The sequence below is a fragment of the Bradyrhizobium huanghuaihaiense genome (assembly GCF_025200885.1).
GTDB classification, from domain to species: domain Bacteria; phylum Pseudomonadota; class Alphaproteobacteria; order Rhizobiales; family Xanthobacteraceae; genus Bradyrhizobium; species Bradyrhizobium huanghuaihaiense.
The window spans coordinates 7,006,524-7,027,607 of record NZ_CP104172.1; the positions used below are offsets into that span (position 1 = coordinate 7,006,524).

General features: G+C 64.3%; 23 protein-coding genes and 1 tRNA gene. 18 read left to right on the forward strand and 6 right to left on the reverse strand.

What is annotated here, in order from left to right:
- Positions 1-42 precede the first annotated feature (42 nt).
- Positions 43-696 (forward strand): TetR/AcrR family transcriptional regulator, encoded by a 654-nt coding sequence (locus N2603_RS33020; RefSeq protein WP_260385422.1) that lies wholly within the window; start codon positions 43-45, stop codon positions 694-696.
- A 35-nt stretch (positions 697-731) separates the two neighbouring features.
- Here N2603_RS33020 and N2603_RS33025 read toward each other — a convergent pair whose 3' ends face one another.
- The 3 genes from N2603_RS33025 to N2603_RS33035 are packed head-to-tail and all read right to left on the reverse strand — an operon-like array spanning position 732 to position 2,154.
- A complete protein-coding gene (locus N2603_RS33025; protein ID WP_260385423.1) occupies positions 732-1,376 on the reverse strand; it encodes a TetR/AcrR family transcriptional regulator in 645 nt (214 codons plus the stop codon).
- 8 nt (positions 1,377-1,384) lie between these two features.
- Positions 1,385-1,903 carry a hypothetical protein gene (locus tag N2603_RS33030; protein ID WP_260385424.1) on the reverse strand — a complete coding sequence of 173 codons (519 nt, stop codon included), beginning with the start codon at positions 1,901-1,903 and terminating at the stop codon, positions 1,385-1,387.
- Positions 1,900-2,154, reverse strand: a complete 255-nt coding sequence (locus N2603_RS33035) for a hypothetical protein (protein ID WP_260385425.1) — start codon at positions 2,152-2,154, stop codon at positions 1,900-1,902. Before N2603_RS33035 ends, N2603_RS33030 begins: the two co-directional genes overlap by 4 nt.
- A 150-nt stretch (positions 2,155-2,304) precedes the next feature.
- Here N2603_RS33035 and N2603_RS33040 point away from each other — a divergent pair, with 150 nt between their 5' ends.
- The 8 genes from N2603_RS33040 to N2603_RS33075 are packed head-to-tail and all read left to right on the forward strand — an operon-like array spanning position 2,305 to position 6,740.
- On the forward strand, positions 2,305-2,505 hold the full coding sequence (locus N2603_RS33040) for a hypothetical protein (RefSeq protein ID WP_260385426.1): 201 nt from the start codon (positions 2,305-2,307) through the stop codon (positions 2,503-2,505).
- The gene (locus tag N2603_RS33045; protein WP_260385427.1) at positions 2,502-2,657 is read left to right on the forward strand and encodes a hypothetical protein; all 156 of its coding nucleotides are present in this window, start codon (positions 2,502-2,504) and stop codon (positions 2,655-2,657) included. The genes N2603_RS33040 and N2603_RS33045 overlap by 4 nt, the downstream gene beginning before the upstream one ends.
- A gap of 19 nt (positions 2,658-2,676) precedes the next feature.
- The gene (locus tag N2603_RS33050; protein ID WP_260385428.1) at positions 2,677-2,895 is read left to right on the forward strand and encodes a hypothetical protein; all 219 of its coding nucleotides are present in this window, start codon (positions 2,677-2,679) and stop codon (positions 2,893-2,895) included.
- A gap of 40 nt (positions 2,896-2,935) precedes the next feature.
- Positions 2,936-3,235, forward strand: coding sequence for a hypothetical protein (locus N2603_RS33055; RefSeq protein ID WP_260385429.1), 300 nt, complete (start codon positions 2,936-2,938; stop codon positions 3,233-3,235).
- A gap of 23 nt (positions 3,236-3,258) precedes the next feature.
- On the forward strand, positions 3,259-3,858 hold the full coding sequence (locus N2603_RS33060; protein ID WP_260385430.1) for a PepSY domain-containing protein: 600 nt from the start codon (positions 3,259-3,261) through the stop codon (positions 3,856-3,858).
- A 39-nt stretch (positions 3,859-3,897) separates the two neighbouring features.
- Positions 3,898-5,070 carry a DUF3734 domain-containing protein gene (locus N2603_RS33065; protein WP_260385431.1) on the forward strand — a complete coding sequence of 391 codons (1,173 nt, stop codon included), beginning with the start codon at positions 3,898-3,900 and terminating at the stop codon, positions 5,068-5,070.
- A 29-nt stretch (positions 5,071-5,099) separates the two neighbouring features.
- The gene (locus N2603_RS33070) at positions 5,100-5,891 is read left to right on the forward strand and encodes an acetoacetate decarboxylase (RefSeq protein ID WP_260385432.1); all 792 of its coding nucleotides are present in this window, start codon (positions 5,100-5,102) and stop codon (positions 5,889-5,891) included.
- Between the two features lie 60 nt (positions 5,892-5,951).
- Positions 5,952-6,740: a 3-hydroxybutyrate dehydrogenase gene (locus tag N2603_RS33075; protein WP_260385433.1), complete on the forward strand. Its 789-nt coding sequence runs from the start codon at positions 5,952-5,954 to the stop codon at positions 6,738-6,740.
- Between the two features lie 508 nt (positions 6,741-7,248).
- Here N2603_RS33075 and N2603_RS33080 read toward each other — a convergent pair.
- A tRNA-Gln gene (locus N2603_RS33080) sits at positions 7,249-7,323 on the reverse strand.
- 261 nt (positions 7,324-7,584) lie between these two features.
- Between N2603_RS33080 and N2603_RS33085 the strand changes: the two genes are divergently transcribed.
- Positions 7,585-9,363 carry an acyl-CoA dehydrogenase family protein gene (locus N2603_RS33085; RefSeq protein WP_260385434.1) on the forward strand — a complete coding sequence of 593 codons (1,779 nt, stop codon included), beginning with the start codon at positions 7,585-7,587 and terminating at the stop codon, positions 9,361-9,363.
- Positions 9,364-9,469: 106 nt separating this feature from the next.
- On the opposite strand, the gene N2603_RS33090 is transcribed toward N2603_RS33085, so the two are convergent.
- The gene (locus tag N2603_RS33090; protein ID WP_260385435.1) at positions 9,470-10,708 is read right to left on the reverse strand and encodes an MFS transporter; all 1,239 of its coding nucleotides are present in this window, start codon (positions 10,706-10,708) and stop codon (positions 9,470-9,472) included.
- A 306-nt stretch (positions 10,709-11,014) separates the two neighbouring features.
- Between N2603_RS33090 and N2603_RS33095 the strand changes: the two genes are divergently transcribed.
- The 8 genes from N2603_RS33095 to N2603_RS33130 all read left to right on the forward strand — a co-directional run bounded on the left by N2603_RS33095 (position 11,015) and on the right by N2603_RS33130 (position 20,346).
- Entirely contained in the window at positions 11,015-11,773 is a 759-nt protein-coding gene (locus tag N2603_RS33095; RefSeq protein ID WP_018648643.1) for an enoyl-CoA hydratase-related protein, read from the forward strand.
- 273 nt (positions 11,774-12,046) lie between these two features.
- Positions 12,047-13,702 (forward strand): bifunctional metallophosphatase/5'-nucleotidase, encoded by a 1,656-nt coding sequence (locus N2603_RS33100; RefSeq protein WP_260385436.1) that lies wholly within the window; start codon positions 12,047-12,049, stop codon positions 13,700-13,702.
- 134 nt (positions 13,703-13,836) lie between these two features.
- The gene (locus tag N2603_RS33105) at positions 13,837-14,766 is read left to right on the forward strand and encodes a histone deacetylase family protein (RefSeq protein WP_260385437.1); all 930 of its coding nucleotides are present in this window, start codon (positions 13,837-13,839) and stop codon (positions 14,764-14,766) included.
- A 74-nt stretch (positions 14,767-14,840) separates the two neighbouring features.
- Entirely contained in the window at positions 14,841-15,092 is a 252-nt protein-coding gene (locus N2603_RS33110) for an exodeoxyribonuclease VII small subunit (protein ID WP_061021206.1), read from the forward strand.
- Between the two features lie 584 nt (positions 15,093-15,676).
- Positions 15,677-17,605 carry a 1-deoxy-D-xylulose-5-phosphate synthase gene (dxs, locus tag N2603_RS33115; protein ID WP_260385438.1) on the forward strand — a complete coding sequence of 643 codons (1,929 nt, stop codon included), beginning with the start codon at positions 15,677-15,679 and terminating at the stop codon, positions 17,603-17,605.
- 184 nt (positions 17,606-17,789) lie between these two features.
- A complete protein-coding gene (locus N2603_RS33120) occupies positions 17,790-18,344 on the forward strand; it encodes a nucleoside 2-deoxyribosyltransferase (protein ID WP_260385439.1) in 555 nt (184 codons plus the stop codon).
- A 27-nt stretch (positions 18,345-18,371) separates the two neighbouring features.
- Positions 18,372-19,106 carry a TlyA family RNA methyltransferase gene (locus tag N2603_RS33125; protein WP_260385440.1) on the forward strand — a complete coding sequence of 245 codons (735 nt, stop codon included), beginning with the start codon at positions 18,372-18,374 and terminating at the stop codon, positions 19,104-19,106.
- Positions 19,099-20,346: a class I SAM-dependent RNA methyltransferase gene (locus N2603_RS33130; RefSeq protein ID WP_260385441.1), complete on the forward strand. Its 1,248-nt coding sequence runs from the start codon at positions 19,099-19,101 to the stop codon at positions 20,344-20,346. The genes N2603_RS33125 and N2603_RS33130 overlap by 8 nt, the downstream gene beginning before the upstream one ends.
- A 5-nt stretch (positions 20,347-20,351) precedes the next feature.
- On the opposite strand, the gene N2603_RS33135 is transcribed toward N2603_RS33130, so the two are convergent.
- Positions 20,352-20,951, reverse strand: coding sequence for a hypothetical protein (locus N2603_RS33135; protein WP_260385442.1), 600 nt, complete (start codon positions 20,949-20,951; stop codon positions 20,352-20,354).
- Between the last annotated feature and the right edge of the window lie 133 nt (positions 20,952-21,084).

Sequence of the window (21,084 nt, forward strand, 5' to 3'; positions counted from 1 at the left end):
GGAAAGCAACGCGCACAGACTCGTGATTTCGGAGGTTCAAGAATGAAGAAGACGAAGCGAGGCAGACCGCCCAAGGATCTTGCCGGCGACGCACAGGAGCGCATTCTCGATGCGGCCCAGCAGCTGTTTCTGGAGAAGGGCTACCGCAGCGCCAGCATCGACGACATTTCCGAGCTCGCTCCTGCGAGCAAGCCGACGATCTACGCCCACTTCCCCGGCAAGGAAGCGCTGTTCGCGGCGGTGGTGGCCCGCACCATCGACGGCTTGACGGACTTCGAGGGCTTCTCGCCCGAGGGCCGCACCATCGAGGACAAGTTGATGAGCCTTGGGACAGCCATCGTCGAGAGAGTGGTCGAGGAATCGCTCGGGATGGTGCGCGCGACGATCGCGGAATCGCAGCGGTTCCCCGACCTGAGCCGCAACGTTCACGACGCTGCGCGTGATCGCTCCCTGGCCGCAGTGTCCCAGTTGCTGGACGACGCCACGCAGAAGCTCGCTCGCACCCCGAGGGGCCCTTTCAGCGCCAAGCGAAGCCGCGCTACCGCGCAGATCTTTCTCGACCTGATTCTGCTACCGATGCTGTTCCGGTCGCTCGTCGGCGAGACGCCGAAAGACCTGAAGAAGGAGCTTCCCGGCTTCGTGCGCGAGCGCGTCGGCTTTTTCCTGGCAGCCTGCGAGACAGACTGGTCGTACTAGCTGTCTTCTTTAGACGTGGCTTGGAAGCATTCGCATTAGCCGGCAGCCTTGAGCTGCACGTGGGCTGTCATCTCGGCCGGCTGCAGGAATGGCGCGCGACGTAAAGCGCCCGTACAAAATCTCAACATCTCGTCGAAGCTTGGCCGCAGCGTCGCGGCCCCGACCCGCGAAGGATTGAGATGGACATCCATGGCTTCCAGCAGGCAGCAGGTCAGCGCCATCGGACTGCCGCCCTGCAGTTCTCCGCGTGCTTGCCCAGCGCCGATGATCGGTCGCACCAGCCCTCGGATCCTGTCGTCGTAGGTGAGGACGACCGTCCAGTTCTGACGGACGGCCAGAGTTATCAGGTCTTGCAGTCGTCGATGCTTCGCCGGTCGACCTTCATTGCAGTCGGCGATGGCCTTCAGGATTGCGGCCAGGCGCCGTAACGCTGGCCCACTGCCGCGGGCCGCTTCAGCCGCCACACTGACTGTCTCCTCGAGCACCTCCTCCACCACAGCTTCCTCGATCGCCCGTCTTGAGGGAAAGAATCGATAGACGTTGGTTGAGGACATCGACAAGCTCCGCGCGATGTCGGCGACGGTGGTCTTGGTGTGGCCCATCTCGTTATAGAGATGGATGGCGGCCTGCACGATCTTGCGGCGGGCGCTCGTCATTCGGTCGTCAATCTGCTCGCGCATAACGTCTCTCAGTGCGCCGGAAGGTTCATCAGCTCGCGGCGGCAGGCTTCTCCGAAATCGCGCAAGGGATCCATTTCCTCGATGAATCTGGGGAGATCGACGAATGTGCGATTTGGCGACAGATACGCTTCGATGATCAGGTGCCCGGCTCTCTCGGCGGCCTGAACGACGTCGTTGCTCGACAAGATCCGCATGCGTCCGACCAGCGTATAGAGGCTGACCAGTTGCGGGATTTCGGCCTGATCATTGACCAGGGCATCGGCATAGAGCCGCGACGCCTCCTCGATGAAGCTATGGTACAATTGTTCGCGCTTCGTGAACGAGCGGGCATGATGACGCTCGCGACGCCTTCGTCGTCCGCTAAACCATCCACTGACGATGGTCGAGACCGCACCGACCGCAGAGCCGCCGAAGGCAGCCAGGGCCGGTATGTACACCGTGCTCATAAGTTCGCTCCTGTCTCCTGTCGCAGTGCGGATGTGGTTCAGGGCAGCGCCGGGCACATCAGCCGCAACTTCGCTCTTCATTTGCCCTTGCTTGATCCGGTGGATGCCTGCTCGAAGACCGCTTTACAGCCTTCGCTCAGATCCGACTTCCTTAGCCGCAGACAGGCTTCGACTCCCGATGGGTCGGGAATGTAGGCACTGCACAGACGAAAGGCGTCGGGCGTGCAGGCCGCCCGCTGCTCCGGTGTCCCCCGGTTCTCCTGGGCAAAAGCTGCTGCGCTGCCAAGCGCGACTACGGCCGCTGCGAACAACGCCGGCATCGATTTCGTCATGTCAGATCCTTTCTCTGCTCGAGACTTCTGGTGAACCTGGCGGGGCCTCGCCCCTCGGTCTGCACACGCGCTTGTGACGCACTCGTCTTGACTCCGGCCATCGCGTGATTTATATGAACTATACGGTGTATTTTATTAAGGAGACGCGGAATGTCAACACTGCTGTTCGCGTTGATGCGCGAAAATCCGTTGCCCGGCCTCGCCGCCGCATCGCTGAACGCGATTGTCGCCTTGTGCCTCGTGGCCCTGAGCCTCCTGCTTGGCATCACGATCGCGATGATCGCGTGGGCTCATACGCTCGTCACAGGCCAGACCGGCACTGTTCAACTGGATCGGAGGACGGTCGCATGACACCGGCCCTGCTGATCGCCCGCGACTGCATCATCTACTGGGTCAACGTCTGGATCGCGCCGGTCGAATGCGTGTTCGACGTGATCGAGTCCGAACTCGCGCGCAGAGGCGTTACGCCCGACGAAGTCGACCGCCTCACGCACACGGCGTGAGCGAGCACCGGTGTCTGAGATGCTGAACTTCATCGAAGTCTTTGATGGGATGGAAGTGGACCCGACCAGCGGCGAGGTCGTGTGGACTGGTGTGACCGGAACACGAACAGCGCTCCAGCGTGACGGACTCACGATTAATCCGAAGGCCGCAGCCTATTGTCCGACCGAATGGCTCGACGAGCGCGGCTATCTCGATGCCGAACGTGCGCGTCGGCATCCGCGCCCGTGGAGTATCTGACGATGATACGGACAGATTCCGTTTTCAGGAGCCGCACGTCATGAGCCGACGATCCGCAATGTTCATGCGCGCGAGCCGATCGACCGACACCACCCTTCCCTTGCGCGGCTATTTTCTGTCGGTCGGCGGCGCCCTGCTCTGCTTGCTTTGGGTGACCAGTTGGGCGCTCCCGGCCCAACTGCCAAGCCGCTTCGCGGAGCCGGATCCTGCGCGGCCTCCGATCCGCATCCACTCTGACGTGAAGGGGCCGGAGCGCGTCGTGATCGATACCAACCAGTCGCCGCCCACGCTCTCCGACAAGGAGATCTTTGTCGCTCACACGGCCCTCGCAGGCGATTGACCAACCAGACCGAGATTAATCCAATGTCGAAGCAGCATTTGTTTGCCCTGATCATGTGGTCCGCCACGCTCACCGCGACCGCCGCCGTCGCCGACGTTCAAAAATCTGCGGATGCAGACAGCCGAAGCGCGAGCGCGCAGGGCCAGACCGAAGCGGCCGCTATCCAACGCGTGCTCACAGAGTTCCGCGCCACCCGCATCCCGCTCAGCCGGGCGATGACGATCGCAGAGCGCCTGCATGACGGCTCGAAGACGGCCGACATCAGCTTCGAGGTGGACGGCCCGCCCGTCTACCGCGTTCGCACGATCCGGAATGAGCACGTGTGGGAGAACGCCATCGACGCAAATACCGGAAGTATCACGGGCAAAGAGACGACGTCGTCGCTGAAGGAGCTCGATCGGGAAGACCTCGCCAACATTGTCGCCTTGAAATGGATCAAGCCGGAATTGTCCGATGCCGTAGAGGTCGCCGAGAAAGCGGCAGCCGGCAGCGCGCTGGCCGGCGGACTGATCCGACAGGACGGCAAACTCAACTTCGTGATCGTCGTCGCCTCCGGGGACAATTTGAAAGAGGTGCTGCTCGAGCCTCCGAAGGTCGGAAAGCAAGACACCAGTCGCCATTAACACGAGCATGTTCATCAGCAACCAAAGAGCACACTCGCCATGAACTTCCAGCCTCGATCACAGCTTTCTTCCGCACAACGGCAGCTTCCTTTCGACTGCATCGCGCTGCTATTGCAAGGCGGCGGTGCGCTTGGCGCGTACCAGGCGGGCGTGTACGAAGCCCTGGCCGAAGCCAGCATTCATCCCGACTGGGTTGCTGGCATCTCGATCGGAGCCATCAATGCCGCCATCATCGCCGGCAATCCGCCCGAGTCCCGTGTTGACCGCCTGCGCGATTTTTGGACCCAGGTCACCTCGACCGCGCCCTGGGATTGGTCCGGCAATCCTTTCCTGGATTGGACGCGGAGCGACAATACGCGCAACCTCATCAACCAGATGAGCGCCGGTCTGGCGGCCACGTGCGGCGCCACGGGATTCTTTTCCGCCCGTCCCGTCCTGCCCTGGCTGCAGCCCGGCGGCGCCAGCGATGCGACCAGCATCTATGACACGCGCGCGCTCAAGACCACGCTGGAGCGCCTGGTCGACTTCGATCGTATCAATGCCGGGCTGACGCGCTTCAGCGCCGGCGCGGTCAACGTCCGAACCGGAAATTTCGTCTATTTCGACAATACCACGCATACGATCCGGCCGGAGCACATCATGGCGAGCGGCGCGCTGCCGCCGGGCTTTCCGGCGGTGGAGATCGAGGGCGAGCACTATTGGGACGGCGGTCTCGTTTCCAACACGCCGCTGCAATGGGTGATCGAATCGGATGCCCCGCAAGACATACTCGCATTCCAGGTCGACCTCTGGAGCGCCCGCGGTCAACTTCCCCGCAACATGGCTGAGGTCGTCACGCGGCACAAGGAAATCCAGTATTCGAGCCGCACGCGCGCCAGCACCGACCAGTTCAAGCATGTGCAGCGCCTGCGGCGCGCACTCACGGATCTATTGGGGAGGCTGCCCGACGATCTCAGTCAGCATGAGACCGTGAAACTGCTCAGCACGGCTGTCTCGCGGAACGTCTACAGCATCGTCCACCTGATCTATCGCGCGCGTAATCACGAGGGGCACTCTAAGGATTACGAGTTCTCGCGCCTGTCGATGCAGGACCATTGGCAAGCCGGCTATCACGATGCACTGCGCACCCTGCGCCATCCCGAGGTGCTCGCTCGACCTTCGAGCCCCGACGGGGTCTTCACCTTCGATCTCGAACATGACGGCCGCGAGTAGCCCAATCTCATCGCCTGGAGAGAACGCAAATGCGCGAGACTGATGTGAAACAACGTGCTTTCGCCATGCCGCTGACCAGCCCGGCCTATCCGCCCGGGCCCTACCGGTTCGTCGATCGCGAATACCTGATCATCACCTACCGCACCGATCCGGCCAAGCTTCGAGCCGTCGTTCCGGGGCCGCTCGAGGTCGACGAGCGAGAAGCTCTCGTCAAATACGAGTTCATCCGGATGCCCGATTCCAACGGCTTTGGCGACTATACGGAAAGCGGACAGGTCATTCCCGTCTCCTTCCGCGGACGCAAGGGCGGCTATACTCATTGCATGTTCCTCAACGACGAAGGACCCATTGCGGGCGGTCGCGAGCTATGGGGCTTCCCGAAAAAGCTCGCGCAGCCGACGTTGCGAACCGAGATCGACACGCTGATCGGCACGCTGGATTACGGCCCGCTCCGGGTCGCCACGGGGACGATGGGCTACAAGCATTGCGAGGCCGATCTCGCGAAGGTCAAGGCTACGCTTAACGAGCCGAACTTCCTGCTCAAGATCATTCCGCACGTCGACGGCAGCCCCCGGATCTGCGAGCTCGTTCAATATCATCTCGAGGATATCGTGCTGAAAGGTGCATGGACCGGGCCGGCGGCCCTGGACCTGACGCCACACGCCTTGGCGCCCGTCGCCGAACTGCCGGTTCTGGAGATCGTCTCAGCCGTCCACATCCGCGCCGACCTCACGCTCGGTCTCGGGACGGTGGTGCACGACTATCTACGCCAGCCGGCTCGCGGCTCGATACGAGCCGGCGAGAGAGCGCTGGTCTTCTAAGTCATAATGCGCACCGCGCAGCTCGGTTCTGGTTGCTATGTTACAAGGAAAGTGCACGAGATGGGAATTCTGAACGGTAAGACGGCTGTCGTCACTGGCTCGACGAGCGGCATCGGCCTCGCCTGCGCGCGGGCGTTCGCCAGTGCGGGCGCTAACGTCGTGATCAACGGCATGGGAGCGCTCGCAGACATCGAGGCGGCGCGCGCCGCGATCACGCGCGACTTCGCTGTCAAAGCGATCTACTCGCCTGCGGACATGATGAAGCCTAGTGAGGTCGCCGGGCTCATCGCACTCGCAGAGGCAAGCTTCGGCAGCGTTGACATCTTGGTCAACAACGCCGGCATCCAGCACGTTTCGCCGATCGAGGACTTTCCCGCCGAGAAGTGGGATGCGATCATCGCCATCAACTTGTCCGCCGCCTTCCATGCCATCCGTGCGGCGGTACCAGCCATGAAGAAGCGCGGCTGGGGCCGCATCATCACCATGGCCTCGGCGCATTCGCTGGTCGCCTCGCCCTTCAAATCGGCCTATGTCGCAGCCAAGCACGGCATCGCAGGACTCACCAAGACCGTGGCGCTGGAGCTCGCCCGGTCGAAGATCACCTGCAACTGCATTAGCCCCGGCTACGTCTGGACGCCGCTCGTGGAGAAGCAGATTCCGAACACGATGGCCGCCCGCCGCATGCGAAGAGATGAGGTGATCAGCGATGTCCTGCTCGCAGCGCAGCCGACCAAGGAGTTCGTCACTGTCGAGCAGGTCGCTTCGCTCGCCCTGTTCCTGTGCAGCGACGACGCCGCCCAGATCACGGGCGCCAACCTCCCGATGGATGGAGGCTGGACGGCTGCGTAGCCGCTTGCAATCACGGACCTTTCAATCATCTCTCCTCTCAAAGAAGTCAGCCGGTTCAACGACCAAGCGCCGCTTCCAGCTCAATCCTGCGGAAGATAACACCTGGCCAAGGTCCTGCGCGTATGCGGGGAGATCTTCAATGCGGATGTGCTGCCCTGCGGTGCCGAGCTGATTGTCCCGAGCGACCTCTATGCAGCGATCGCTTCCGGTCCCGCGCGCCGGCAGGCGATGAAACGGCGAGGTGCGCAGGGCCGGGGAAAGGACCTGCGCCGCGAGATGCGGGTCCGACGGCCCGCCCTGCTCCATCGCCGACACGGCGGCGAGCGTCGGGATGGACAGCGTGTGGCTCTCGCCGAGCCTGGAAGCCAGTCCGCGCGCAGGCCCTTGTTAGCGACAGGCGCCAATTGTCACGGGTGTAGGCTAGCAGCGCGTCCAGCACGGTCGCTCACCGACATCAGCTCCCCAGCCAGGCCGGTTTCGTGAGCAATTTCAGGCTGGGCAGGAGATCTGGCTGGGGCGGGAGGGATCGAACCTCCGAATGGCGGAATCAAAATCCGCTGCCTTACCGCTTGGCTACGCCCCATCAGGCGACCTCGAGACGGCGGAAGAACCGGCTACCGCAGATTCCCTCGGGTCGCAGTCGGTCTATAGGGTGCGGCACGGCATTTCAACCGCCTGGAGGGGCAAAATACCACAGCCACGGGATCGGCGGCGCCACACTCTATATAATAGAGTCCGGGCGGAGGCGCTGTTCCGGAGCCGATCCGTTCAGCCTCGGGGCAGTTGAGACCGTCGGCAATTCATGGGAATACCGCGGCCAAGACCAGTCCCCGGGGAGTGAACCATGACCTACCGCGCGCCGATCTCTGACATGCTGCTGTCGCTCAATCATGGCGCCGGCCTGAAGGCGGCGGTGGAAGCCGGCCATTACGGCGATTTCGACGCCGACATTGCGGCCGCCGTGCTCGAGGAGGCCGGCAAGTTCGCAACCGACGTGCTGGCACCGCTCAACAAGATCGGCGACGAGCACGGTATCAAGCTCGACGACGGCAAGGTCACGACCGCGCCGGGCTGGCCCGATGCCTACAAGCGCTGGACCGAGGGCGGCTGGAACGCGGTGTCGGGACCCGAGGATTTCGGCGGCCAGGGCCTGCCGATGGCGATCAACGCCGCCTGCACCGAGATCTGGAGCGCCGCCAACGTCGCCTTCGGCCTCTGCCCGCTGCTGACGGCCTCGGCGATGGAGGCGCTGGATGACCACGGCAGCGACGAACTGAAGACGATCTATCTCGAAAAGCTCGTCACCGGCGAATGGACCGGCACCATGCAGCTGACCGAGCCGCAGGCCGGCTCCGATGTCGGCGCGCTGCGCACCCGCGCCGAAAAGCAGACCGACGGCACCTATCGCATCAAGGGGACGAAGATCTTCATCACCTATGGCGAGCACGACATGACCGACAACATCGTGCATTTCGTGCTCGCGCGCCTGCCCGACGCGCCCGCGGGGACCAAGGGGATCTCGCTCTTCCTCGTGCCGAAATTCATGGTCAATGCAGACGGCTCGCTCGGAGCACGCAACGACATCTTTGCCTCTGGCGTCGAGCACAAGCTCGGCATGCATGCCTCGCCCACCTGCACCATGACCATGGGCGATCATGGCGGCGCGATCGGTTTCCTGATCGGCGAAGAGAACCAGGGCATGCGCTGCATGTTCACGATGATGAACCAGGCCCGCCTCGGCGTCGGCCTCGAGGGCGTCGGTGTCGCCGATCGCGCCTATCAGCAGGCGCTCGCCTATGCGCAGGAGCGTAAGCAGGGCCGCGCGGTCGGCAAGAAGGGCGAAGGCTCGGACGCGATCTTCGTGCATCCCGACGTCAAGCGCATGCTGATGCGGATGCGGGCGCAGACCGCCGCCGCGCGCACCATCTGCTACGCCACCGCCGTCGCGCTCGACGTCTCCCTGCGCGCCAAGGATCCGAAGGTGCGCGCCGACGCCGCCGCGCGCGCGGCGCTGCTCACACCGATGGCCAAGGGCTATTCCACCGACATCGGCAACGAGGTCGCCTATCTCGGCGTGCAGGTGCATGGCGGCATGGGCTTCATCGAGGAAACGGGCGCCGCGCAGCATTATCGCGACGCGCGTATCACCGCGATCTATGAAGGCACCAACGGCATCCAGGCGATCGACCTGGTCACGCGCAAGCTGGCGGCCAATGGCGGTGCTGCCGTGTGGGCGCTGCTCGACGAGCTCTCGGCCGTCGTGAAGCGGGTCGAAGCCTCCAACGATCCCGCCTTCGGCACCACCGGCACCAAGCTGCGCGAGGCGCTGGAGGCCTTGACGCGCACCAGCAAGTGGCTGCTGGAGCGCGTCACCTCGGCACCGAACGAGGCATTGGCCGGCGCGACGCCTTATCTGCAGCAGTTCGGCTCGACGCTCGGCGGCTGCATGCTGGCGTCCGAGGCGCTTGCCGCGAAAGCCGACGGCAATACCGACGCCGCGCGCTACGTCTCGCTCGCGCGTTTCTTCGCCGAGAACATCAGTGTGCAGGCCGGCGCGCTCGAGCGCACCGTGACGGAAAGCGCGGACTCGGTCGCGGCGGCGGATGCGGTGTTGCTGGGGTAAGGGGGCGCGGCAAACGCGACATCGTAGCCCGGATGGAGCGTAGCGAAATCCGGGAAAGCTTCACCGCGGATACAATGGTCCCGGATTGCGCTGCGCTCCATCCGGGCTACGAAGCTGTGACATCGGCTCTTTTCCCCGGCCGCCACAGCACGATTCCCGCCGCCACCAGATCCAGCACCACACACATCGCAAACGCCGTCGTATAGGTGCCGGTAAAGCTGCGCACGAGGCCGACGATGCCCGGGCCGAAGGCGCTGACGACGCCGCTGATCGAGGTGCCCAATCCCATCGCGGCGGCAAAGGCGGCGGAGCCGAGCTCTCGCTGGATGATCAAAGGCGGGAACGTGATCATGTTGCCGATCGAGAAGCCGTAGACGGCGCAGCACGCCAGCAGCACGGTCGGATTCGTGCTTTGCAAAAGCACGAAGAGGGCGGCGGCCTGGCTCGTCATCGACGCCGCACAGGCAAGCCGCGGATCGAGCCGGTCGACGAACAGGCCGAGCGACAGGCGCCCGACCACCGCCATCGCGGCCATGATGGTCACCGCAAGGCCAGCATTGGCGCGACCGATCAGCGGTTCGAGGAACGTCACCTGGTGGATGATGAATCCCATCTGCGCCAGCAGCGCGATCGCGATCGGCAGCACCATGGTCCAGAACGCCGCATTGGCGAGCAGTGCCTTGCGCGACTGGGCCGGCGCGCCTGTGCCGGCACCGGATGGTCGTCCATCCGATGCCCGCGAGATTCCGGCAGGCCAACCGATGAAGCCGACGACCACCGGCAGCACCAGCACCACCATCACGATCGTTGCCACCAGCATCGCCGAACGGAAGCCGATGCTGCCGGTCAGCGAGAGCAGCAGCGGAACGAGGATGATGCCGCCGCAGGTCGCGCCGTTGAAGGCGAGGCTGAGCGCAAGGCCGCGGCGCCGGTCGAACCAGGAATTCAGCACGGTCGCGATCACCACGGTGCCCATCCCGGTCCAGCCGACCGACATCAGCGCATAGGCGAGATAGAGCTGCCAGGGCGTCTGCATCAGCGCCAGCAGCACGGTCGAGGCGCCCAGCGCGGAAAGCCCGCACAGGATCAGCGAGCGCAGCCCGATGCGTGCAAGCAGATCGTCGGTGAAAATGACGAGGACGGAGGTCAACAGAAACGAGAAGGTGCTGGCCGCGGAGACCAGCGTGCCCGGCCAGCCATGGGCGCGCTGAAGCTCGGCGAGATAGACGCCCTGGCCGTAGAGGCCGAAGCCGAACATGAAGAAGGCCATCAGGAAGCAGGCCAGCACGACGCGCCAGCCACGGTAGGACAGCGAAGATTCGTCAACGCTCGTTGCGGCAACCATCAATCGCGCAGTCGGCCAAGTGGAACGGCAGAAGGCACGATCGTGCCTCACAACCACTGGTTTTTCAAACAAAACATTGTAGCCAATTGTTGCAATGCGCAATGGAGCGTGCAAGACAATACAACCGGCGCGACGCGCTGCGGCTCCCGGACGGAAGACAGTCATGACAGCGGTGTCATCCGCCGGTCTCACGGAATCGCTTTCGAAAAGGTCGCGCGGGCGGATTGGCACGCCTGCAAGATGATGTAGGCTGATGTTTGCGAGACTCGCCAAAGTCACGCGTCGCGGCGAGCCCAGGGGGTCCTTATGCCGAATGGCAATATCGTCGTCACCGAAGAGCGTGGAACGCGCGTGATCACGCTGCGCCGTCCGGGCAAGAAGAACGCGATCACCCAGGACATGTACCGGGAGATGAGCCACGCGATCGACACCGCGCAGAACAATCCCGATATTCGCTGCATGATCATCACCGGCGGTTCCGGCGTGTTTACCGCCGGCGATGATATCGACGATTTTCTCCATGCCGACACGGCGCGGCCGGAGACGCTGTCGAACGGCGCCAAGTTTCTCTATTCGCTCGCCCTCAACACCAAGCCGATCATCGCAGCCGTTGACGGTGCGTCGATCGGCATGGGCACCGTGATGCTGTTTCATTGCGACTACGTGCTCGCCTCGACAGCCGCGACGTTCTCCGCGCCCTACATCAAGCTCGGGCTCGTGCCGGTCGGCGCGGCCAGCCTCCTGATGCCGAACACGATGGGGTACCAGCGCGCCTTCGCGATGCTGGTGATGGGGCGGACCTTCACCGCCGCGGAAGCCGAAGCCGCGGGCTTCGTCAACAGCGTGGTCTCGCCGGGACACACGGAAGTCGAGGCGCGCAAGGTGGCGCGCGAGATCTGCCGGCTTCCGGCCGACGCAGTCGCGACCTCGCGCAAACTGCTGCGCACCCCGCCGGAGGGTTTGACCCGCCGCATCGACCAGGAGGCCCATCTGTTCGGCGAGCGGTTGAAATCGGACGACGCCGTGGCTGCGTTCAACGCGTTTGCGAACAGGAAGAAGCGGTGAGGTGTAGCGGCGCGGCTGTCACCCTCCCTCAAGGGGCGGGTGGGAGTGTGCGGCACGCGCGGGCTTCAACAAAAAGCTCGTTAGGGTGGGCAAAGGCGCCCTTGCGCCGTGCCCACCATCTATCCGCAAACCGCAATAGAAGCCGTGGGCACGCTTCGCTTTGCCCACCCTACGATAGTGCGGTCGGGACAGAATCCGTCATCCGGGAAGAAGGCCGGTACGCTCACGACAATGCTTCGTGAAATCTTCGTGTCGAACGACTAGTCTGGCTCCATGCAATACCGATCCATCCTTGCCGCACTCGCGCTGACCTGCGCCCTTCCCGCCTCTGCCCAGACCGCCGCCCCCGTCGAGCTGCGCATTCTCGCGATCAATGATTTCCACGGCAATCTGCGGCCGCCGCCCGGCGGCATCCGCATCAATGATCCCGAAGACAAGAGCAGGAAGGTGATGGTCACGGCCGGCGGCGCCGAGTACATGGCGACGCTGGTCAAGCAGTTGCGCGAAGGGCACAAGAACACGATCTTCGTTGCCGCCGGCGATTTGATCGGGGCGAGCCCGTTCCTGTCGGCGATGTTCCACGACGAGCCCTCGATCGAGTCGCTCTCGATGATGGGGCTTGCGATCACCTCGGTCGGCAATCACGAATTCGACGAGGGCAAGACAGAGCTCTTGCGGATGCAGAACGGCGGCTGCCATCCGCTTGACGGCTGCCAGGGACCGCATCCGTTCACGGGCGCCAAATTCCATTATCTCGCGGCCTCCACAATCGAGACCGCGACCGGCAAGACCGTGCTGCCGCCCTACGAGATCAGGGAGTTCGACGGCATCCCCGTCGCCTTCATCGGGCTGACCCTGAAGGAGACCGCGGGCATCGTCTCGCCATCAGGCATTGCCGGGCTCGAATTCCGCGACGAGGCCGAGACGGTGAACGCGCTGGTGCCCCAACTGAAGGCGCGCGGCGTCGAGGCGATCGTGGTGCTGATCCACCAGGGCGGCGAGCCCGCAGGCGACTACAACGAATGTCCCGCCATTACGGGGCCCATCGTCGACATCGTGAAAAAATTCGATCGCGCGGTCGACGTCGTCGTCAGCGGCCACACCCATCGCGCCTATGTCTGCGATATCGACGGCCGGCTCGTCACCAGCGGCGACAAATACGGCACGCTGGTCACGGCGATCGACCTCAAGCTCGATCCTGTAACCCGCGACATCGTCAGCGCGAGGGGCGAGAACGTCATCGTCGCCAATGCCTCGCTCGCGAAGGACCCGGAACAGACCGCATTGATCGACGCCTATGACAAGCTGTCCGCGCCGATCGCCAACCGGCCGGCGGGGTCGGTGACGCAGACGCTCTCGCGCGTTCCGAACGAGGCCGGCGAAAGCGCGCTCGGCGACATCATTGCAGATGCGCAGCTCGCAGCGACCAGGGACGCCAAGGATGGCGGCGCCGTCATCGCGCTCACCAATCCCGGCGGAATCCGCACCGATATCGTTCCGAAGGAGAACGGCGCGATAACGTTCGGCGATGTCTTCGCCAGCCAGCCGTTTCGCAATCGCCTCGTCACCATGACGCTCACGGGCAGCCAGCTCAAGGATATGCTGGAACAACAATGGCTCGACCCGAAGCGGCCGCGGATTCTTCAGGTCTCGAACGGGTTCAGTTACACCTGGGACGGCTCGAAGCCGTTCGGCGAACGCGTGATGGCTGAGAAGATGACGCTCAGCGGCAGGCCGATCGAGCAGGCCAGCGGCTACCGCGTCACCCTCAACGACTACCTCGCCGTCGGCGGTGACGGATTCGCGGTCGCCAAGCAGGGCGCGGCGCCGCAATATGGCGGCTACGACGCCGATGCGCTGTTCGCCTTTTTCCGGGCGCACGGGCCGATTGGACCGCTGCCACTGAGCCGCATCCTGCGCGTGAATTGATCCGGATCAAACGGGCCGGAACGGGACAACCCTTTGCCATTCCCATCCAAGCACATAGATTGGGTTTGGCATTGCGTTTTGGCGCCGGATGGGCCAAGCGACGTCAAGAGCCCATTCCCAGTGAGCCCGACCTGATGAGCACGCTTCTTCTTTCCCACAAGGCCTGCCTCGACCACGTCACGCCGCCGGGACACCCCGAACGGCCCGACCGCCTGCGCGCGGTGGAGGAAGCGCTGTCGCATGAGCGCTTCCAGTTCCTGGTACGCGACCAGGCGCCGGAGGGCGATCTCGATCTCGTCACGCTGTGCCACAACGAGCATTACGTCACCGAGCTGCGCCACATCGCGCCGACCAGCGGCCAGGTCTATATCGACGGCGACACCTCGATGTCCCCGGGCACGTGGGAAGCGGTGATGCGCGGCGTCGGCGGCGCGGTGGCGGCGACCGAAGCGGTGATGAATGGCGAGCACCGCAACGCTTTCGTCGCAGTGCGCCCGCCAGGCCATCACGCCGAGATCGGCAAGCCGATGGGCTTCTGCTTCTTCGACAATGTCGCGATCGCCGCGCGCCATGCGCAGCGCAAATACGGCATCGAGCGCGCGGCCATCGTCGATTTCGACGTGCACCACGGCAACGGCACGCAGGACATCTTCTGGTCGGACCCGACCGTGATGTACTGCTCGACGCACCAAATGCCGCTGTTTCCGGGCACAGGTGCGAAGAGCGAGCGCGGCGACCACGACACCATCGTCAACGCGCCGCTGGCGTCAGAAGACGGCGGGCCGGAATTCCGTTCCGCATTCGAGAATCTGATCCTGCCGCAGCTCGAAAAATTCAGCCCCGAGCTGCTCATCATCTCGGCCGGCTTCGATGCGCATTACCGCGACCCGCTGGCCTCGCTGAACCTGCGCGCCGAAGACTACGCCTGGGTGACGCGCAAGCTGATGGACCTTGCCGACAAGTCTGCCGGGGGCCGCGTTGTCTCGGTGCTCGAGGGCGGCTATGACCTGCAAGGACTGAAAGAATCTGTTACGGCGCATGTCGGCGCCCTGATGGGCGCCTGAAAGCACTCGCCACATTAAGCCCGCAAAACCCGCCTTCACTGTGGGGCATGCAAATCGGGCAATCGGAAACGGATATGGCCGAAAACACCCAAGTCGACGTCTCCAGGCTCACCTTCGAGCGCGCGATCGAGGAACTCGAAACGATCGTGAAGCGGCTCGAGGACGGCAAGGTGCCGCTCGAGGAATCCGTGACGATCTACGAGCGCGGCGAGGCCCTGAAGCGCCGCTGCGAGGAACTGTTGCGCCAGGCCGAGGCCCGAGTCGACAAGATCACCACCGATGCCAGCGGCCAGCCCACCGGAACCGCACCGCTCGACGTCCAGTAAGGCAGACGTCGAGCCCGCGTTCGGGCATCTGAAGCCTGCATTTTTTCATGATCGCACGCCGCTGGATTCCTCGGGCGCGGCAGGCCGACCCGGGATAAGGATCTGGGAACCGTCTCCGGAGGGCCACCCGGCCCTCGAATCCGACGAAAAAGCGGTTGCTTCCGCTCAAAAATACTGCCCCGGAACCGGGCAAGTCTGGAACCCCCTGTCAGCGCCGCGATTAACCACTCTGGCCCGGGGGTTGCACGTGCATGCCCGTAATCGGCCCAGCGGGTTGGCTTTGGCCCAAGCTTTGGTGTAAAGCTGCGCGGAGTGTGGCTTTTTGTAAGCCTTGCGTGGGCACTGATTACCAACGACAAGCGCTTCAAATTGCTAATGAAATTGGCTGGGACGGACGAAGCCGATCTAAGTGACAGGGATCACAGAGACTGAACCGGAGCGCACCTAAGCTCACCTAAGCTTGAAGACGGGGCCTTGCCCCATGCAGGTGGCTCCGACGGTTTAAGGACTCGCGCTGCGCCGATATTGTGCAAACCCATCGCGCACCGGAACGATCTTCCGGCGCTGACAAATTGGAAATCGCCGTGAACGCATACAGTAAGACGCCGCTTCTCGACACCATCCGGACGCCGGAAGACCTGCGCAAGCTCAAGATCGAGCAGGTTCGCCAGGTCGCCGACGAGCTGCGGCAGGAGACCATCGACGCCGTCTCGGTGACCGGCGGTCACTTCGGCGCGGGCCTCGGCGTGGTCGAGCTCACCACCGCGATCCATTATGTCTTCGATACGCCGCGCGACCGCCTGATCTGGGACGTCGGCCACCAGGCCTATCCGCACAAGATCCTCACCGGCCGGCGCGACCGCATTCGCACGCTGCGCACCGGCGGCGGCCTGTCCGGCTTCACCAAGCGCAGCGAGAGCGACTACGATCCGTTCGGCGCGGCGCATTCCTCGACCTCGATCTCCGCCGGCCTCGGCATGGCCGTGGCGCGCGACCTCTCCGGCGGCAAGAACAACGTTATTGCCGTGATCGGTGACGGTGCGATGTCGGCCGGCATGGCCTATGAGGCCATGAACAATGCCGGTGCGATGAACTCGCGCCTGATCGTCATCCTCAACGACAACGACATGTCGATCGCGCCGCCGGTCGGCGCCATGAGCGCCTATCTGTCGCGGCTCTACTCCGGCAAGACCTACCGCACCCTGCGCGAGGCGGCCAAGCAGATCAACAAGCGCCTGCCCAAGATCATCGCCAACCGCGCCAACCGCGTCGAGGAATATTCGCGCGGCTTCATGATGGACGGCGGCACGCTGTTCGAGGAGCTCGGCTTCTATTACGTCGGCCCGATCGACGGCCACAACCTCGACCACCTCCTGCCTGTGCTGAAGAACGTGCGCGACATGGAGGAAGGCCCGATCCTGGTCCACGTCGTGACCCAGAAGGGCAAGGGCTACGGCCCGGCGGAAGCTTCCGCCGACAAGTACCATGCCGTCGTCAAGTTCGACGTCGCGACCGGCACGCAAGCCAAGGCCAAGCCGAATGCGCCGGCCTATCAGAACGTGTTCGGCGCGAGCCTCGTCAAGGAAGCGCAGAAGGACGAAAAGATCGTCGCCATCACCGCGGCGATGCCGTCGGGCACTGGCGTCGACATCTTCAACAAGGCCTTCCCGGACCGCACCTTCGACGTCGGCATCGCCGAGCAGCACGCGGTGACCTTCGCCGCAGGTCTTGCCAGCGAAGGCTACAAGCCGTTCTGCGCGATCTACTCGACCTTCCTGCAACGCGGCTACGACCAGATCGTGCATGACGTCGCGATCCAGAACCTGCCCGTGCGCTTCGCCATCGACCGCGCCGGCCTCGTCGGCGCCGACGGCGCAACGCATGCCGGCTCGTTCGACAACGCCTATCTCGGCTGTCTGCCCAACATGGTGATCATGGCGGCGGCGGACGAAGCCGAGCTCGTGCACATGGTGGCGACCCAGGTCGCGATCGACGACCGCCCGAGCTCGCTGCGCTATCCGCGCGGCGAAGGCCGCGGCATCGAGATGCCCGAAGTCGGCATTCCGCTCGAGGTCGGCAAGGGCCGCATGATCCGCCAGGGCAGCAAGATCGCCCTGCTCTCCTTCGGCACACGCCTCGCCGAATGCGAGAAGGCGGCCGACGAGCTCGCCGCCCATGGCCTGTCGACCACGATCGCGGATGCGCGCTTCATGAAGCCGCTCGACACCGAGCTGGTGCTCAAGCTCGCCCGCGACCACGAGATCCTGATCACGATCGAGGAAGGATCGGTCGGCGGCTTCGGCTCGCATGTGGCGCAGTTCCTGACCGACCAGGGCGCGCTCGACAGCGGCATGGTCAAGTTCCGTTCGATGGTGCTGCCCGACGTGTTCCAGGACCACGACACGCCCGCCGCGATGTACGGTCGCGCCGGTCTCGACGCCAAGGGCATCGTTGCCAAGGTGTTCGAAGCGCTCGGCAAGGACGTGAAGGCCGAGACGGTCAAGCTGGCTTGATCGTGAGTTCACCTCTCCCGCTCGCGGGAGAGGTCGACGCGAAGCGTCGGGGGAGGGTTTTCGCCCCTCGGGGGTTCTCGATTGCCGAGACACCCCCTCCCCAAACCCTCCCCCGCAAGCGGGAGAGGGAGCAGACCGCACGCTGTGGCTTGCACCTCGACCCAAATTTTCCGGTTCTCTCTCCATGAAAATCTATCTGGCAGGTCCCGACGTGTTCCTGCCGGATGCAGTCGACATCGGCCGCCGCAAGGCTGCGATCTGTGCGGCGCACGGGCTTACCGGCCTTTATCCCCTCGACAACGCCATCGACCTCACCGCGCCCGACGCCTCGCGGCAGATCTTTTGTGGCAACGAGGCCATGATGGATGCGGCCGATGCCATCATCGCCAACCTTACTCCGTTCCGCGGCGCGGGCGCCGATCCCGGCACCGTCTACGAGCTTGGCTACATGGCCGGCCGCCGCAAATTCTGCCTGGCCTATTCCAACGATGGGGCCGTCTATGCCGACCGTGTCGGTCGCTTCATGGAGGTCACCTCCGAGGACGGGCGGCTGGTCGATGCCCAGGGGTTGACGGTCGAGGACTTCGGCCTCGTCGAGAACCTCATGATGATCCATGCGCTGGAGCTGCACGGCTGCCCGCTGGTGACGCCGGCCACGATGCCCATCGACGTCTGGCACGATCTTGCCGCGTTCGAGACTTGCGTCCGGATGGCGGCCGCGCGATTGATCGCTACATAAGCGCTTCAGTCGCCCCTCGGAGAGATTATGCCCCCTGCCCGCAAGCGCGCGGATGTTCTGCTGGTCGAGCGCGGCCTGTTCGAGAGCCGGGCACGGGCACGCGCGGCCATCGAGGCCGGGCTCGTCACCGCCGACGACAAGCAGGTGACAAAACCGTCGGAGACGATCGCCGAGGACGCGGTGATCCAGGCCGAGCCCGCACACCCCTACGTCTCGCGCGGCGGCGTCAAGCTCGCCGGCGCGCTGGAGCGCTACCCGATCGAGATCGAGGACCACGTCTGCCTCGATGTCGGTGCCTCCACCGGCGGCTTCACCGAAGTGCTGCTGGCCAACGGCGCGAGCCTGGTGTTCGCGATCGATGTCGGCACCAGCCAGCTGCATCCCTCGCTGCGCGGTCATCCCAAAATCGTGTCGATGGAGGAGACCGACGTCCGCAGTTATGACGGCAAGCGCCTACCGGCGCGGCCGGACGTCGTCGTCATCGACGTCAGCTTCATCTCGCTCAAGACAGTGCTGCCCGTGGCGCTGTCGCTTGCGGCCGCGCCCATGAGCCTGCTGGCGCTGATCAAGCCGCAATTCGAGGCTGACAGGAAGCACAACAAGAAGGGCATCATCCGCGATGCCGCCGTGCATCGGGAGATCTGCGACGACATCGCTGCGTTTGCAGCCTCGCTCGGCTGCACCGACATCGAGGTGTTTCCCTCCTCGATCGCGGGCGGCGATGGCAATATCGAATTCTTCCTGGGCGCGCGCCGTGGTTGAGCGCTTGACCATAGATCATGTCGGCCATCGCGGCGACGGCGTCTCGCTCACCACGGGCGATGCGGTTTATGTGCCCTACACGCTTCGAGGCGAGACCGTCGAGGTCGATCACGTCGCGGGACACCATCCCGACCGCCGCAAGCTGCTGGCGGTGGACGTCGCCAGCCCCGAGCGCATCGAACCGTTCTGTCCGCATTTCGGGGTCTGCGGTGGCTGCGCCATCCAGCACTGGGCCGCGGAGCCTTATCACGCCTGGAAGCGCGGCACCGTGGTGGAGACGCTGGCGCAGGCCGGCCTCGATTGCAAGGTGGCGCCGCTGGTCGACGCCCATGGTGCGGGGCGCAGGCGCATCACGCTGCATGGCCGGTTCGGCACGCATGACGTCCTCAAGGTCGGCTTTTCCGCGACGAGCTCGCACGACGTCATCCCGATCCATCGCTGCCCGATCCTCGATCCCGCACTCGAGGGCGCGCTCGATGCCGCCTGGGCGATCGCAGAGCCGCTGACGTCCAAAATGCCGGTGACCAAGCCGCTCGACATCCAGGTCACTGCCACCCTCAACGGCCTCGACGTCGACGTGCGCGGCTCCGGCCCGCTGCCGACGCCGCTCGTCACGGCATTGTCGCGCATCGCCGAGCAGCATCGCCTGGCGCGGCTGACACGGCATGGCGAGCTGGTGCTGCAGCGTCTCGCCCCGACCGTGCGAATGGGCCGCGCCGAGGTGACGCTGCCGCCGGGCTCGTTCCTGCAAGCCACCGTCGCCGGCGAAGAGACGCTGGCCGCGCTGGTCGCCGAGCGCATCGGCAAGGCCAAGGAGGTTCTTGACCTCTTCTGCGGCGTCGGACCGTTTGCGCTACGGCTCGCCGAAAAGGCGCGCATCACCGCCTATGACAGCGATGCCGGCGCGATTGCAGCGCTCGCAAAGGCTGCGCGCACGCCGGGGCTCAAGCCGATCAGGTGCGAGCCGCGCGACCTGTTCCGTCGTCCCCTGATGCCGCCGGAGCTGCGCGACTTCGACGCCGTGGTGTTCGATCCCCCGCGCCAGGGCGCACAGGCGCAGGCGCTGAAGCTCGCCGCCAGCAAGGTTCCCGTCGTGGTGGCGGTGTCCTGCAACGTCGCGACCTTCGCCCGCGACGCGCGGCTCTTGATCGACAGCGGCTACAAGATCGAGAGCGTCGTGCCGGTCGACCAGTTCCGCCACACGCCGCATGTGGAATTGGTCGCGAAGTTCACGCGATAATTTTCTTAGCGCCGAAGTCCACTCAGCGCCGGTGACTCACCGGGCAGCATGTTCGACCTGATATCGCTGTCCATGCGGCCCGAGTCCTGCTGGATGAACCCGGCCCCGAACGACAGGCTGAGGTTGGAGGTCGGCTTGAACTCGACGCCAGCGAACCCGCTGTATCCCGGTGCTGTGCTGGATGTCAGCGGCGCAATCGAGCTGCCGATGCCGTTGCCATATTTCAGCGTGTCGAAACCGGCAAAGAACGTGACGGGCATGCCGCCCGCAGTCTTGGTGTTGTAGCCGAACTGCGTGCTGTCATAGGAGAGCGCGCTGAAATTACCGGCCAGGCCAGTCTGACTGAGGCCGCTCCAATTCAGGTTGCCACGCTGGCTGCCGACGAAGAAGCCGTTGGCAAAGTTGGCACGCCCGCCTGCGTCGGCGGCATTGAAGCTCGGAAAATTGCCGTAGGTGTCGGAGCTCTGGCCATCGCTGCCGCCATAGCCGAAGGCCCCACCCGGGATCCAATATCTCAGGGGTGCGACCTGCGCATGAGTGGGGGCTCCACCGAAGCAGAGCATCAAGAGAGTTGCAAGACCACAGGAACGTGCAAGGCTGGGCATTCAGGCGACCGTCAAAAAGTTCGTAAATTATACGCCCAGGAGCGTGCGAATACCAGCAACGCGGTGCCAGTGATGCCCTCATCCAGTTCCCGATCACCTCTTCCTGACGCGTTGAACCTCCTCCGCGTCGGAT